Source organism: Plantactinospora siamensis (genome assembly GCF_042434095.1).
Lineage (GTDB): Bacteria > Actinomycetota > Actinomycetes > Mycobacteriales > Micromonosporaceae > KBS50.
This window is the reverse complement of record NZ_JBHLUE010000011.1, coordinates 336,795-351,454: the sequence shown is the minus strand read 5'-3', so window position 1 is coordinate 351,454 and position 14,660 is coordinate 336,795. Positions and strand designations below refer to the sequence as shown.

The following is a 14,660-nucleotide window of genomic DNA, read 5'->3' as shown; positions in this document are numbered from 1 at the left end:
AACTGCAAGATCGTCGAGAACGGGCGGGGTGGGGTGGGGGGTGGGGGGGTTAGCGGGGTGGGCCGGAGCGGCGGCGGCGCAGCAGCAGGACGATCACCAGCACGATGGCGGCGATGACGACCAGGCAGCAGAGCGAGCCCAGCCCGCTGCCGTACCGGCGGCGCCGGTACGCCGCCTCGATCACCATCGACCCGGTGTCCGAGGCGGCCCAGGCCGCCGTCGGAACGAGCACCGCCAGGGCCGTGGCGCCGAGCACGGCCGTCAACCGCGTCCACGCGGCTCGCAGGAAAGACATGACCTCATCCTGCCCCAGGAACGCAAGCCGGTAACCGCGCTCGACCGACGGACGCCACAGAACGGCGAAAGGCCCTCCGGATGTCCCGGAGGGCCTTTCGAGCAGTAGCGGGGACAGGATTTGAACCTGCGACCTCTGGGTTATGAGCCCAGCGAGCTACCGAGCTGCTCCACCCCGCGTCGGTACGTTCAGTTTAGATCATGTTCATCCGATGCGCCAATCGGCCCGCGCCGGACAGGCGAAACGCCCTCCGGAGTCTTCCGGAGGGCGTTTCGGCCAGTAGCGGGGACAGGATTTGAACCTGCGACCTCTGGGTTATGAGCCCAGCGAGCTACCGAGCTGCTCCACCCCGCGTCGGTACGACAACACTAGCGCACCGGCGCGCGAGCCCGCAAAACGCCCCCGGTCTCAGCCGAGCCAGGCCCGGATCGCCCGGGCGGCCCGGTCGGCGTAGTCGTCCGCGACCTGCGGGTCGGCGGACGTGCCCTCCCAGCCGCTCACCCGCAACACGGTCAACACGTCGCCCACCCGTACCCACCAGACCAGGGTGACGTACCAGGAGCCGCCGGAGCCGCTCTCGGCCTGATCGGGGGTGCGCAGCTCGACCAGCAGGGCCGCGTCGCCGTACCCGGACTGGCGCGTCGCCCGCTGCCGGTGCCGGCCGTTCCCGTCGGTCCAACTGGGGCAGGCGGGGACCGCCTGCCGCAGCCAGCGCAGGTACCCGTCGGCCCGGCCCGGCGCGAGGCTGTAGATCGTCTGCTCGGCCGTGCCGGCCGGAACCATCTCCGGCGGCGCGTCCGGGCTCTTGAAGATCACATCCCGGGTCCGCTGCGCCAGTACCCCGCCCGGCCGCCGCCCGCCGCAGGGCGGCGGGTCGATGCCGTCGGTGGAGAACTGCGGCGGTTGGATCCAGGCCGTGCCGGCGGGCTGGGCGAAGAACGCGCGGTCCGGGATCGTCGTCGGCGCCGGACGCCCGTGTGGCGTGCCGGGGCTCCCGCTGCCGGTCGCGGGCGGCGACGGCCGCGGTGCGGTCGGGGGACCCGCCGACGGCGGGCCGGCGGGCCGGCTGGGCGTTGCCGTCGGCGAGGGCGTCGCCGTCGGCGAGGCCGCGGGCGGCGGCGGGGCCGGGTCGGGGCCGTTGGCCAGCACACCGACCCCGGTCACGGTGCCGGCCACCAGCAGCGCCACCGCGACCGTCACGGTCGCGGCCCGCCGCCGGGCCCGCCGGTCGGCCCCGGCCCGCAGGGTCTCCGGCCGGTCCAGCGCTTCGGCGGGTACGTCGGCCGCCAGCGACCGGTACAGCCGGGACAGGTCAGTAGACATCGGTGACCTCCTCGGTCGCGTCGAGGGACGCCGGCAGCAGTTCGGCCAGCCGGGCACGGCCGCGGGCGAGCCAGGACTTCACCGTGCCCGGCGCCGCACCGGTCTCCACGGCGATCTCCGCCACGGACAGGTCGAACAGGTAGTGCAGGGCCAGGGCCCGCCGGTACGGCGTGGGCAGCCGCCGCAGCGCCCCCATCAGCAGCACGGTCTCCTCGCCCGGTGGCCGGACGTCGCCCGGCGGGCCGAGCCGGCGCAGGGCAGCGCGCCCGGCGCGCAGCCGTCGCCAGCGGTCGGCCGCGAGCCGCGCCACCACCACCCGTACCCACGCCTCGGGCGAGGGATGGGCCACCAGGCTGCCCCAGGACCGCCAGGCCCGGGTGTACGCCTCCTGGACCAGATCCTGCCCCTCGAGCCGATCGCCCGAGACGGCGTAGCCGTACCGGAGCATGCGCAGCGACGTACTGCGGTAGAAATCGTCGAAGCTGGCCGCATCCCTCATGGCGCCACCCGCCCCCTCGCCCCGTCGGAATCCTTGCCCGGGAAACGGTCGGCGGCGCCGTCGGGTTGCAACGGCGCCGCCGGAGTGGCAGTTCTGCGCTGGTCGGAACGGGCGGGGTCAGCCGTTCGGGGTCGGCGAGGGGGCCGGGGAGCCGGCGGCGGACGGCGTCGGGGTCGGTGTGGCCGAGGGGGTGCCCCCGGTCGAGGTCCGGGTGAGCGAGCTGAAGTCGTCCATCGCCTGCTGGAGGTTCTTCAGCGCCTTGCCGTACCGCTCGAAGTCGCCGGACTGCTGCGCGGCCTTGACCTCGTTGATGGCGCCCTGGACCTTGTCCGCGGCCGCCGCCAGCTCCCGGTTGAGCGGCGGACCGCCGGCGGCCGGCGGCGGGTTGCCGGCCGCCGGTGGCGTCCCGCCGGGCGCCTGTTTGCCGAGCCCCACGAGTTGCTGGATGCCCTCGGTCAGCGAGTTCGCCAGCACCACGTACGACCCGCCGTCGCCGTACGACAGCAGCACCTTCTGCAGCAACGGGTACGACGCGTTCTGCTGGTTGCTCTTCACGTACACCGGTTCGACGTAGAGCATCCCGTTGCCGAACGGCAGCGAGAGCAGGTTGCCGAACTGCAGGTCGGCCTTGCCGTCCGCGGTGAGCGTGCTGAGTTGCTGGCGAATGGCGCCGATGTTGGTCATCTGCTGGTGCACCTGGACCGGCCCGGAGATCCGGGTCTGATCCGGCAGCTCCAGCACCTCGATCCGCGGCTGACCGTCGACGTACGAGCCGGAGATGAGCGCGGCGAGGTTCTGCCGGCCGTTCGGGGTCACCGCCGAGGTCAGCTGGAAGCGCGCCGCGTCCTGCTCGGGGAACTTGGTGAAGAGGTAGTACGGCGGCTGTTTCTGGCCCAGGTCCGGCGCGTCGGGGACGTTGGGCACCTGCCAGAAGTCCTGCCCGGAATAGAAGTCGCCGGGCGTGGTCACGTGGAACCGGGCGAGCAGATTGCGCTGGACCTTGAACAGGTCGGCCGGGTAGCGGAAGTGCGCGGCCAGTTCCGGCGGGATCTCGGCCCGGGGGATCAACAGGTGGCCGCCGAAGGCCTTGTTCCAGGCCTTGAGCACCGGATCGGCGTCGTCGAACTGGTACAGCCGGACGGTCCCGTCGTACGCGTCGACGGTGGCCTTCACCGAGTTGCGGATGTAGTTGACGTTCTCCCGGGCGAGCTGGAAGGTGCCCTTGTTGGTGAGCTCGTCGGCGGTCTCCTGCTGCAGGTTGATCTGCTCGGAGTACGGGTACGTGGCGGCCGTCGTGTACCCGTCGATGATCCACTGGACCCGGCCGTTGATCACGGCGGGATACGGGTCGCCGTCCAGGGTGAGGAACGGGGCCACCTTCTGCACCCGCTCCCGCGGGTTGCGCACGTACAGCAGCCGGGACGAGTCGTTGACCGCCTCGGAGAGCAGGAAGTTGCTCTCCTGCTCCTTGATCGCGTACAGCAGACGGCGGCCGAACGAGCCGATCGGCACCCCGCCGGCCCCGTCGTAGGTGTAGTTCTGCTCGCCGCCGTCCCCGGTCGGCCGGTCGAACTCGACGTGCTTGTCCGCGTTGGGCTGGCCGACGATCGCGTAGTCGCTGTCCCGCATCCGCTCGCCGTAGTAGATCCGCGGCTGCTGCGCCGGGATCTGGTCGGTCGGCGCCGAGCAGCTCTGCTGGTCCTTCTCGTTGTCCCCGAGCGAGCCGGCCACGAAGTAGGGCTGCCCGCCGCAGGTCACCTGGTTGGCCGGGGCGGCCACCAGGCCGTACCCGTGGGTGAAGACGGTGTGCCGGTTGATCCAGTTGTTCTGCTGGTCGGTGAGCTCCCGGTAGTTGATCTCCCGGACGCCGACCACGTAGTCCTGGGTCTGCCCCTGCACGGCGTACCGGTCCACGTCCAGCTTCGAGCCGAAGTCGTAGAACTTCCGCACCTGCTGCAGCTGCGTGTACGTCTCGGAGACCAGCTGCGGGTCGAGCAGCCGGATGTTCGACACCACCGAGCTGTCGGTGCCGAGGGTGGCCGGCGGGGTGAGGTTGGTGGCCGCGTACGGGGTGATCTTGGTGGCGTCGATCCCGAAGGCCGCCCGGGTGGCGTCGATGCTGTGCTGGATGTACGGCGCCTCCTTGTCCTTGGCGCTCGGCTTCACCTCGAAGGTCTGCACCGCCCACGGGTAGATGCCGCCGATGGCCACGGCCGAGATGCCGAGCAGCGCGAGCGAGATCCCCGGCCAGACCAGGTTCCGCATCATGGCGTTGGAGAACACGATGATCGCGATGGCCACCACGATCGAGATGTAGGCCAGGATCTCCTTGGCCGGCAGCAGCGCGTTGATGTCGGCGTAGCCGGCGCCGTACAGCTTGGCGCTCTCGTTGTACTCCAGCAGCATGGCCCGGCGGTCCAGCACGTACGCCACCGCCTTGAGCAGCACGAAGGCCGCCACCAGGCTGGTCAGGTGGGCCCGCGCGGCGTTGCTCATCCGGTCACCGGCGCCCTGCAGCCGCACCCCGCCGAACAGGTAGTGCACGGCCAGCGCGCCAAGCACCGACAGCACCACGACGGTGAAGCCCACGCCCAACAGGTAGCGCCAGAACGGCAGCTGGAACACGTAGAAGCCGACATCGACGCCGAACTCCGGGTCCTTCACCCCGAAACTGCCGCCGTTGCGGAACAGCATCCACTGCATCCAGCGGCCCTGCGCGGACAGCCCGGCGAAGAAGCCGACGACCAGCGAGACGATGATGATCCAGCGCAGCATGCGCGGGCTCAGCAGCGCGCGGTACCGCTCCAGGGCCACCTGCTCGGGCGAGTGCGGCCGCAGCAGCGGGCGCAGCCGGTGCGCCAGCCACAGGTTCACCCCGAGCAGCAGGGCGGTCGCCGCGCCGATCGCGGCGAACAGCGCCAGCCGGGTCAGCAGGACGCCCGAGAACACCTGGGTGAAGTTGACCTCGTCGAACCACAGCCAGTCGGTCCAGGCGTTGACGCCCCAGCTCAGCAGGACGAACAGCAGGAAGATCCCGACCAGCACCGCGACCGTGGCCCGGCCCCGACGGCTCATCCTCGGAAGGGGGCTGCTTCGCATTACCACGTGTCGGCTCCACCCGCTCGGCTGGTGATCTGGGCACCTAGCGTACGGGGTGTATCTGAGCGTGAGCGGTCCCGGTCGCGCCGGCCCGGCGGCGGTCGCTCAGCACCGCGGCGGTTGGCCACCCTTCTGCAGGGTGTCCAGGGCCGCCAACGCGTCGTCCAGGGTGGCCACCTTCAACAGCGGCAGGCCGGGCTGCGGGTTGCGGACGGCCTCGGCGCAGTTGTCCGCGGGCACCAGGAACTCCGTGGCCCCCGCCTGCTTGGCGCCGACCAGCTTCTGCGGGATGCCGCCGATCGGGCCGACGTTGCCGTCGTCGTCGATCGTGCCGGTGCCCGCGATGACCCGGCCACCGGTGAGGTCGGCCGGCTCCAGCTTGTCGATGATGCCCAGCGTGAACATCAAGCCGGCGCTCGGACCACCGATGTCGTTCAGGTCGATCTTCAACTCGAACGGATGCGGCTGCTTCTGCTCGATCTCGACCCCGATCCGCGGCGTGCCGTTGTCGGCCCGGCTGGTCACGGTGGCCGTGCCCGGCGCGCCGCCGCGGACGTAGCCGAGCCGGAACGCCGTACCGGCCGGCTTGGCCCGGATGAGCTCGGTCAACCGGCCGGCGGTCGGCACCTGCTGGCCGTCCACGCTGGTGATCTGGTCGCCGACCCGCAGCACACCCTCGGAGGGACCGCCGCTGGTCACCGACTTCACCACCACCTGGATCGGATAGCCGAGCTTGCGCAGGGCGGCCGTCTCGGCGCTGCTCTGCGAGGCCGCGAAGTCCTCCTTGTTGCGCTGGTCCACCTGCTGCTGGCTCTGGCCGGGCGGATAGATCAACTCTCGCGGCACCACGGCCTCGTCGGGCGAGAACCAGCCGGCGATGGCCGCGGGCAGGCCCACGTCGGGCTGCACCCCGACCGTGGTGAGCCGGAGCTGACCCGTCGAGGTCGAGGTCTGCCGGCCGGAGACCTGGATCACTTCCTTGTTCTCGTTGGTGCCGAGCGTGTTCACGGTGGGCCCCGGCCCGAGCACGACGTACGGGATCGGCGCGCTCAACACACCGACCGCGAGCAGTGCGGTGATCACCGCGCCGAGGAGGACCGTGACACCGCGACGTCTCATGGGGCAGAGCGTACCGAGCGCCCCGGACGCGCCGGGCGAGCACGGCCGGTCACCGCAATTCGCGCCCGGCGGGTGGCCGCGACTTCGCGCCCGGCAGGGATGCCGCGGCTTCGCGCCCGGGCGGGTCGCCGCGACTTCGCGCCCGGGCGGGTCGCCGCGACTTCGCGCTGAGCGGAATGCGGAACCGGCCGACCCGGGCGGGAGCCGCGTACCGTGGTGGGGTGCCTGATATTCCGTTCGGCTTCGCGCTTCCGGGTGGCCAGCCGCCAGACCCCAACGACCCGCAGCAGATGCAGCAGTTCATGGCCCAGCTGCAGCAGTTGCTCGCCGCGCCGAGCGGGGGCGGCCCGGTCAACTGGGACCTGGCCCGCCAGGTGGCGGCCAGCCAGCTGTCCGGCGCCGGCGACCCGGCCGTGCACCCGTACGAGCGGAACGCCGTCGAGGAGGCGCTCCGGCTGGCCGACCTGTGGCTCGAGCCGGTCTCCGCGCTGCCGTCCGGCATCTCCACCTCGGTGGCCTGGAACCGCAACGAGTGGATCTACAAGACCCTCGACGTGTGGCGCCGGCTGTGTGACCCGGTGGCGGCCCGCATGGTGGGCGCCATGGGCGACCTGGTGCCGCCGGAGGCCCGCGCCCAGCTGGGCCCGATGCAGTCCATGATCGGCACGCTGGGTGGCGCGCTCTTCGGGGGACAGCTCGGCCAGGCGCTCGGCTCGCTCGCCGCCGAGGTGCTGTCCGCGGGCGACATCGGGCTCCCGCTCGGTCCGGCCGGCACGGCCGCGCTCATCCCGGCCAACATCCGCGAGTACGGCGCCGGGCTGGAGCTGCCGGAGGACGAGGTACGCCTCTACGTGGCCCTCCGCGAGGCCGCGCACCAGCGACTGTTCGGGCACGTGCCGTGGCTGCGCGGGCATGTGCTCAACGCCGTGGAGACGTACGCCTCGGGCATCACCGTCGACCGGGAGGCCATCGAGGAGGCCATGGGCCGGATGGACCCGGGCGATCCGGAGTCGATGCAGGCCATCGCGCTGGAGGGCATCTTCACCCCCGAGGACTCGCCCGCGCAGCGGGCTGCGCTGGCCCGGCTCGAGACGACGCTGGCGCTCATCGAGGGCTGGGTGGGGCACGTCGTGGACACCGCCGTCGACGACCGGCTGCCCAACGTGGTGCGGCTGGCCGAGGCCTTCCGCCGGCGGCGCGCGGCCGGCGGCCCGGCCGAGCAGACGTTCGCGGCGCTGGTCGGCCTCGAGCTGCGACCCCGCCGGCTGCGGGAGGCGGCGACCCTGTGGGCGGCGCTCACCGAGCACCGCGGCAGCGCCGGCCGGGACGCGCTGTGGGGCCACCCCGACCTGCTGCCCACCGGCGACGACTTCGCCGACCCGCAGGCCTTCGCCCGGTCCCAGCTCGACCTGGGCGACCTGGGTGACTTCGACTTCGACTCGACGGCGCCGCAGGAGGGCTCCGCAAGCGAGCGGACCGAGCGGCCCGCGGATCGGCCCGAGCCGGGTGACGCCGATCCCGACCGCGGCGACGAGCGGCCGGACGCCGGCTGAGCCTCCGCTGCGCTGAGCCGTGGCCGGCCGCCGGCTCCGGCCGGCCAGTTCCGGGGCGCCGGCTCCGGCCGGCCAGTTCCGGGGGTGCGGCTCCGGCCGGCCAGTTCCGGGGGTGCGGCTCCGGCCGGCCAGTTCCGGGGGTGCGGCTCCCTGGCCAGGCGGCGAGGCGGGACGAGCGCTGGCCCCGGACCAGCGCTCGGGCCCGGACGATGATCAACCGGCACGCCTGACCGGCTCTGCCGCGGGCGTGGATCAGTCGAAGTGCTGGAACTGCGGCCACAGCTGCGACCACGGGCCGGACGGGTCGCGGCACACCTCGACGTCGTTGTGCTGCTCCTCGTTCGGGATGGCCAGACCGTTGTCCAGCTGCGCCGCCACCCGGCAGGAGGCGAACGACGCCAAACCCCGGCCGCCGGCGGCAAAACCGACCATGATCGCCACCGTCCGGTCGTCTGCCGGCCGGCCGAGGTACCACAACGCGTTGTGCCCGCTGTAGACGGGCGGCAGGTGCAGGCCGGCGCCGTAGCGGTCCAGCGCCCCCGCCTCGCCGTAGTTGCCGGTGACGATGACGGCCCGTGCCGCGTCGTCGGGCGGCAGGCTCCGGTACACGTCCGCGATCTGGCGGACGTACACCGGCCAGCCGATCTGGTCGCTGACGACCTGGCTGACGTCGGCGATGTGCGTGGGCGCGAGTGAGCGCACCGGCACCAGCGGCAGGGCGATCAGCGCGGAAAGGGCGACGTTGAGCACCAGCGCGGCGGCGAACCAGGCGGTACGCAGCCGGCGCCGACCGCGCGCCATCCACCGCACGACCGACACGCACCCGGCCGCGTACAGGGCCAGCACCAGGCCGAGGGTGTAGTACGGCTGACCCCCGGTGACCAGGACCAGCACGCACGCCGCCGGATAGGCGACGGCCAACGCCCGCACCGGGCGCAGCCCCGGCTCGCGCAGCAGCCGCACGAGGCCGGCCACCCACACCGGGACCATGAAGAAACCCAGCATCACGAGCTGGAGCGGCACGAACGTGATGCGGGAGTCGGCACCCTTGTTCCGTTCGATCGCGCCCGCCATGGTGACCTGGGGCCAGTGGTGGGTGGCCTGGTAGACGAGATTCGGGGCGCCGACCACGAGCGCGACGAGCACCCCGGCCCACAGCCAGCGCGAGGCGAACACCCGGCGCGGGCCCACCAGCAGCAGGCCGGCGGCGATCGACAGCAGAGTCAGCACGACGAGGTCCTTGAGGTACAGGCCGACTCCCACCGCCGCCCCGGCCGCGAGCCACCAGCGGGCGTCGCGCAGCAGCGCCCGGGCCACGAACAGCAGCACGGCCGCGTGCAGCACCAGATCGAGGGTCGCGGTGGCCAGCACGTGCCCCGCGATGAGCGGGAACACGGTCGCCGCGCCGAGCGCGCCCAGCACCTGCGCGACCCGTGCGCCGCCCCAGTCCCGGACCAACAACGCGGTGAGCATCGCGGCGCCGGCCACGGCCATGGCGCTGGGCAGCCGCAGCGCCCAGAGGTGGTCGCCGAGCAGCGCCCGCGTCAGCCCGGCCAGCAGCGGCGCGGCCGGGGGCTGATCGACGTAGCCCCAGGCCGGGTGCTGGCCCAGCAGCCGGAAATACAACTCGTCGCGGTGGTAGCCGTACCGGGTGCTCCACGCCACCAGCAGCACCGCGGTGCCGGCCGCCACGAGCAGGACCGGCAGCATCGCGAACGGCTCGCGCGGCGGCCCGGTGCGAGCCCGGCCGGTGCGCTGTGCTTCTTCGATTGCCACGCGCCGTACCGTATCCAAGGCGGCCCGGATCGGCGATGGGCTATCCGGTGCCGGTCAGCAGCGCTCGGGTATTGTCCCAGCCCTCGACCCGGGGATCCAGCGAGCCGAGGTCATCGGGCCCGCGCAGGCGCCGCCAACCCGGAGTGACCACCACCTGGCCGGGACGGGGCGCCGCGGCCCTGATCCGGGCCGGGTCCGCGTCGTCGAGATCGGTGTCCGGCAGCCAGTCGGGCACGGGCAGCCGCACCGCCACGCCGAGCAGCCCGGCCGGCGCACCCCCGGGAGCGGCCGACTCCGCCGCCGGACCGGCCGGCGCCACCGCGACCGGCCGGGTGGTGAGCGGGCGCAGCAGCTTGGCCAGCACCAGGCCCGGCAGGTCCGGAGCGTCGGCCTGGATCACCGCGAGCTGCTCGTACCCGTCCCGGGCGGCCACCCCGGCCACCTCTCGGACGGATCGGGCCGACAGGACGTACACCGGCATGCCGGGCCAACCGATCTCGGCGGCGAGCGGCCGGTCCGCCGGGACCACGGCGATGGCCGGGTCGGCCTGGGCCATGGTGGCCAGCAGATCGACGGTGTCCTCGGCCAACGCCCGGCGCCAGCGAGCGGCTCCGGTCCCCGGCGGGGACCAGTGGACCGGACCGGGCAGGACCACGACGAGTCTGCGCACCATGCCGCCGACCCTAGGGCGCGGCTCAGTCCTCGGCCAGGACCGCGCCGCTGGCGGCGGCCACTCCCTCGAGGTAGCCCCGGGCGCGCTCCGACTTCGGGTGGCGGCTCACCAGGGCCCAGAACCGGGCGTTGTGGCTGGGCACCAGCAGGTGGGCCAGCTCATGCAACAGCACGTAGTCGATCACCCAGTCGGGCATCTCCTGGATCCGGTGCGAGATCCGGATGGTGCGGTCGGCCGGGGTGCACGATCCCCACCTGCCGTTCTGGTTGGTCACCCACCGGACGCTCGCCGGCACGGCCGCGTCCGCGTACTCGCTCAGGTAGCGGTCGATCAGCCGGTGCGCGCGGATCAGCAGTTCGTCGTCGGACCGGCTCAGCCGCTCCTCCCGGGCGGCCAACCGGGCGAGCATCCGGGCGACCCACTCCGACTCCTCGGCCCGGGAGAACTGATCCGGAATGAGGACCACAACCCGCTCGCCGTCCCGGTACGCGGACACCGTTCGGCGCCGGCGCTGACTGCGCCGTACCTCGACGACCGGCTTGCGGGCCCCGGCCATCAGCGGACGGTCGGGCCCGGGAAATACTTCACGAAGGAAAGCTAATGGGTATCGGGTCACCCTCCGCAAGGGCCAACCCGGTGGGTGGGGCCGGGAAAGTACCGGTTAGGGGCGGCTTGTCCTGAAAAATTTTGGATGACGTCCGGTAGCGCGCGGATGACATTTCCGCGTCTCGCGTCATCGCCTCGCAAATCCGCCTCGGGATCAGCGTACCGCCGCCCACCGTATGCGATCACGGCGCCGCACCACCATGGCCTCCGTAGCCAAAAGGGGCCCTCTGGGGTGTTCATCCGGCGTGTCACTGCGAAACTGACTTATCCGACCTATTGCGGCATGCACACTCTGACCGTCAACTAATTCACACTGTCCGCGAATCCTGACATGGATGTGCCCCGACCTGGGTAGGGTCCGCGGACCAGCGGTCACTGCGTGGCCGCGGCCAGATCTTCCGCGCGGCGCGGTCGCGTGCCAGCGCGCGGAGGCGCCGGAATCACTCCGGCGGACAAAGGACGAGGAGGAGCGCCGTGGCCGACAAGGCCCAGACCTACAACGGGTACTGCGTGAAGTGCAAGGAGAAGCGCGACTTCGAGGGCCACGTCGAGGTCTCGAAGACGGGCATGAACATGGCAAAGGGCAAGTGTCCGGTCTGCGGCACAACAGTGAACCGCATCCTGGGCAAGGCCAAGGTCTGACCTGAGGGACCCGGACCAGACGCGAGGGGCGGCCGCCCAGCGGCCGCCCCTCGCGTTGTCCGGTGGAGTCACGCAGCGCTATCGCCGGCGATCACATAGCTACTCATGAGTTGTGGATAACTCGCCGGAGGCTGTGGATAACCCACGGCGTTCGGGGGTCCGCCTGTGGACAACGATTGGCGGAGGGTTCGGCTACGGTGACACGCTGTCAGGTGTGGCCCCCGCTCCCCTGCTCCGCCCCACGCTGCTGCCCGGGCTGGTCCGGCTCTGGCGCGACCGGCACACGCTGCAACTCGGCCTCCACCCCGAGCGCGCGATCCTGCTCGAGGTGGCCGATCCGCTGGTCGCCCGGCTGCTCGACCTGCTCGACGGCGGACACAGCGAACGCGGCGTGCTCGACGAGGCCACCCGGCTGGGTCTCCGCCGGGAGGACGCCCGGACGCTGCTCGAGCAGCTGCGCGCGGCCGGCCTGCTCGTCGGGGCCGCGGCGCTGCTGCCGCCCGGCCTGCCCGATCCGGAGCGCCGCCGCCTGCTGGCCGAGGCCGTGGCCATCGCGCTCAACGGCGCGTCGGCCGCCGGCACCCCGGCCCAGGCCCTCCGGCGGCGCACCACCGCCCGGGTGGCGATCACCGGCCGCGGCCGGTTGGCCGCGCCGATCGCGATCGCGCTCGGGCAGTCCGGAGTGGGGAAGGTCACTATCGACCTTCGCGGCCGGGTCGAGCCGGCCGATCTGGTCGGTGGTGGGTTGGCGGCCGCGGACATCGGGCGGGACCGCACGACCGCCGTCATCGAGGCGCTCGGTCGGGTGGCCCCCGGCGTCCGGGCCGAGCCGGCGCGCCGGGACCGGGCCGAGCTGGTCGTGCAGGTGGGCACGGACCGGCCGGCCGCGCTCGTGGCCGCCGGGTACGCGCAGCGCCGGCAGCCGCACCTGCTGGTCGACGTGCGGGACGGCGTGGCGGTGGTCGGACCGTTCGTGACCGCGCTCGGGAGACCCTGCCTCAACTGCCTTGACCTGCACCGCCAGGATCGCGACCCGGGCTGGCCCGGCCTGGCCGCCCAACTCGCCGCCCGCCCCCGGCTCCAGCCGTGCACCACGCCGACGCTGCTCGCCGCGACGGGCTACGCCACCGACGAGATCCTCCGGCACCTGGACGGCGGGGTGCCGGAGACCGCGGGCGGGGCCGCCGAACTCACCGGCCCAGGCCGGGTCCGCCATCGGGCCTGGCCGCCGCACCCCGCCTGCGCGTGCTCCCGGGGCGGTCGAGCCCGGTCTGCCGGTCGACCCGGGCCGCCCGACCGGTCCGGGTTGTCCGGATCCGTCGGGAGTGAGCCCGGCCGCATGGCGGTCACCGAACCAGAGAGTCGGTCACAATGATCTGGTGACCGACATCCCGCGCCGGGCGGTGTCCCGGACCGCCAAGCTTGCCGCGTTGCCGCTCGGCTTCGCCGGCCGCACCGTCCTGGGCATGGGCAAGCGGGTGACCGGCCTGGCCTCCGAGGTGATTTCCGCCGAGATCCAGCAGCGCACCGCCGAGCAGCTGTTCAGCGTGTTGGGGCAGCTGAAGGGCGGTGCCATGAAGTTCGGGCAGGCGCTCTCGGTGTTCGAGGCCGCCCTGCCCGAGGAGATGGCGGCGCCGTACCGGCAGGCGCTCACCAAGCTCCAGGAGGCGGCTCCGCCGCTGCCGGTGGCGAGCGTGCACAAGGTCCTCGCCGACCAGCTCGGCCCGGACTGGCGGAGCCACTTCGTGGAGTTCGACGACAGTCCGGCCGCGGCCGCCAGCATCGGTCAGGTGCACCGGGCCGTCTGGCAGGGGCCACCCACGACGGCCGGTCGCGGTTCGCGACGGCGGGCCGGCGCGGGCCGGGCGGCGCGGCCGGTGGCCGTGAAGGTGCAGTACCCGGGCGCCGGGGACGCCCTGCTCGCCGACCTCAAACAGCTCTCCCGGTTGGGCGCCATGTTCCGGGCCATCCAGCCGGGGCTGGACATCAAGCCCCTGCTGGCCGAGTTGCGCGAGCGGATCGCCGAGGAGCTGGACTACGGGCTCGAGGCGGAGTCGCAGCGGGCCTTCGCCGCGGCGTACGCCGGCGATCCGGACATCTACGTCCCGCAGGTGCTGGCCGCGGCGCCCCGGGTCCTGGTGACCGAGTGGGTCGAGGGCACGCCGATGTCCGAGATCATCTCCACCGGCACCGAGGAACAGCGGGACCGGGCCGGCGAGGCGATGGCCACCCTGCACCTGTCGGCGCCGATGCGGGCGCACCTGCTGCACGCCGATCCGCATCCGGGCAATTTCCGGCTCCTGCCGGACGGTCGGCTGGGGGTGCTCGACTTCGGCGCCGTGGCCCGGCTGCCCGACGGCACGCCCGAGCCGATCGGCCGGTTGGTCCGGCTGGCCCTGGCCGGCGAGGCGGACGCGGTGGTCGACGGGCTACGCGCCGAGGGCTTCATCCGGCGGGCGGAGCCGATCGACGCCCAGGCCGTGCTGGACTTCCTGGTGCCGATGCTCGAGCCGCTGACCGTCGACGAGTTCCGCTTCTCCCGGGCCTGGCTGCGGGCCGAGGCGGCCCGGCTGGCCAGCCCCCGGTCGTCGGCCTACCAGTTGAGCAGGCAGCTCAACCTGCCGCCGGAATACCTGCTGATCCACCGGGTGACGCTGGGCTCCATCGGGGTGCTCTGCCAGCTCGAGGCCAAGGCGCCGTACCGCGGCATCCTGGAACGGTGGCTGCCGGGCTTCGCCCCGGTCGGCTGACCGCAAACGACGCCGCACTCTCGGCCGGTCACAGCGACGCCGCGACGACGCCGGGGTCACGGCCGCAACGACGCCGGAGGGTCCGCCGGCGGCGGCGACGCCGGGGGCCCGGCACCCGAAACGACGCCGGAGGGTCGGCCGGCCGCGGCGACGCCGGACGGCGGGCCGCCGGACGGCGGCGCGAGCCGGCCCGGACGGCGGCGGGGGCACGCCCGGACCGGACGTGCCCCCGCCATGTTCGGTGTCCGCGATCATGGGTCGACCGGCGGTCACAACGGATCAGAAGAGGCCCAGCTCCCGTGCCGAGGCCTGGTGGGCCTTGAGC

12 protein-coding genes and 2 tRNA genes are annotated in these 14,660 nt (G+C 73.0%); 4 read left to right on the top strand and 10 right to left on the bottom strand.

Annotated elements, in window-relative coordinates; genetic code table 11:
* Positions 1-49: 49 nt before the first annotated feature.
* The 7 genes from ACFFHU_RS14650 to ACFFHU_RS14620 form a co-directional block, all read right to left on the bottom strand.
* Positions 50-295 (bottom strand): hypothetical protein, encoded by a 246-nt coding sequence (locus ACFFHU_RS14650; RefSeq protein WP_377339122.1) that lies wholly within the window; start codon positions 293-295, stop codon positions 50-52.
* A 105-nt stretch (positions 296-400) separates the two neighbouring features.
* Positions 401-474, bottom strand: a tRNA-Met gene (locus ACFFHU_RS14645).
* A gap of 101 nt (positions 475-575) precedes the next feature.
* Positions 576-649 (bottom strand) — tRNA-Met (locus ACFFHU_RS14640).
* A 54-nt stretch (positions 650-703) separates the two neighbouring features.
* Positions 704-1,618, bottom strand: a complete 915-nt coding sequence (locus ACFFHU_RS14635; protein ID WP_377339119.1) for a hypothetical protein — start codon at positions 1,616-1,618, stop codon at positions 704-706.
* Positions 1,608-2,117, bottom strand: coding sequence for a SigE family RNA polymerase sigma factor (locus ACFFHU_RS14630; RefSeq protein ID WP_377339117.1), 510 nt, complete (start codon positions 2,115-2,117; stop codon positions 1,608-1,610). Before ACFFHU_RS14630 ends, ACFFHU_RS14635 begins: the two co-directional genes overlap by 11 nt.
* A gap of 117 nt (positions 2,118-2,234) precedes the next feature.
* The gene (locus tag ACFFHU_RS14625) at positions 2,235-5,222 is read right to left on the bottom strand and encodes a UPF0182 family membrane protein (protein ID WP_377339115.1); all 2,988 of its coding nucleotides are present in this window, start codon (positions 5,220-5,222) and stop codon (positions 2,235-2,237) included.
* A gap of 99 nt (positions 5,223-5,321) precedes the next feature.
* Positions 5,322-6,335: a YlbL family protein gene (locus ACFFHU_RS14620; RefSeq protein ID WP_377339114.1), complete on the bottom strand. Its 1,014-nt coding sequence runs from the start codon at positions 6,333-6,335 to the stop codon at positions 5,322-5,324.
* A 290-nt stretch (positions 6,336-6,625) separates the two neighbouring features.
* On the opposite strand from ACFFHU_RS14620, the gene ACFFHU_RS14615 reads away from it, so the two are divergent.
* Entirely contained in the window at positions 6,626-7,888 is a 1,263-nt protein-coding gene (locus tag ACFFHU_RS14615; RefSeq protein WP_377339775.1) for a zinc-dependent metalloprotease, read from the top strand.
* A 252-nt stretch (positions 7,889-8,140) separates the two neighbouring features.
* Here the strand turns inward: ACFFHU_RS14615 and ACFFHU_RS14610 are convergent, their stop codons facing one another.
* The 3 genes from ACFFHU_RS14610 to ACFFHU_RS14600 are packed head-to-tail and all read right to left on the bottom strand — an operon-like array spanning position 8,141 to position 10,893.
* Positions 8,141-9,664 carry a glycosyltransferase family 39 protein gene (locus ACFFHU_RS14610; protein ID WP_377339112.1) on the bottom strand — a complete coding sequence of 508 codons (1,524 nt, stop codon included), beginning with the start codon at positions 9,662-9,664 and terminating at the stop codon, positions 8,141-8,143.
* Between the two features lie 40 nt (positions 9,665-9,704).
* Positions 9,705-10,337, bottom strand: a complete 633-nt coding sequence (locus tag ACFFHU_RS14605; RefSeq protein WP_377339110.1) for a hypothetical protein — start codon at positions 10,335-10,337, stop codon at positions 9,705-9,707.
* 22 nt (positions 10,338-10,359) lie between these two features.
* The gene (locus tag ACFFHU_RS14600; RefSeq protein WP_377339108.1) at positions 10,360-10,893 is read right to left on the bottom strand and encodes a M48 metallopeptidase family protein; all 534 of its coding nucleotides are present in this window, start codon (positions 10,891-10,893) and stop codon (positions 10,360-10,362) included.
* A gap of 524 nt (positions 10,894-11,417) precedes the next feature.
* On the opposite strand from ACFFHU_RS14600, the gene ACFFHU_RS14595 reads away from it, so the two are divergent.
* The 3 genes from ACFFHU_RS14595 (at position 11,418) to ACFFHU_RS14585 (ending at position 14,335) form a co-directional block, all read left to right on the top strand.
* Positions 11,418-11,585 carry a DUF5679 domain-containing protein gene (locus ACFFHU_RS14595; protein ID WP_198347997.1) on the top strand — a complete coding sequence of 56 codons (168 nt, stop codon included), beginning with the start codon at positions 11,418-11,420 and terminating at the stop codon, positions 11,583-11,585.
* 214 nt (positions 11,586-11,799) lie between these two features.
* A complete protein-coding gene (locus tag ACFFHU_RS14590; protein WP_377339106.1) occupies positions 11,800-12,960 on the top strand; it encodes a hypothetical protein in 1,161 nt (386 codons plus the stop codon).
* A gap of 4 nt (positions 12,961-12,964) precedes the next feature.
* Entirely contained in the window at positions 12,965-14,335 is a 1,371-nt protein-coding gene (locus ACFFHU_RS14585; protein ID WP_377339104.1) for an ABC1 kinase family protein, read from the top strand.
* Positions 14,336-14,660 lie beyond the last annotated feature (325 nt).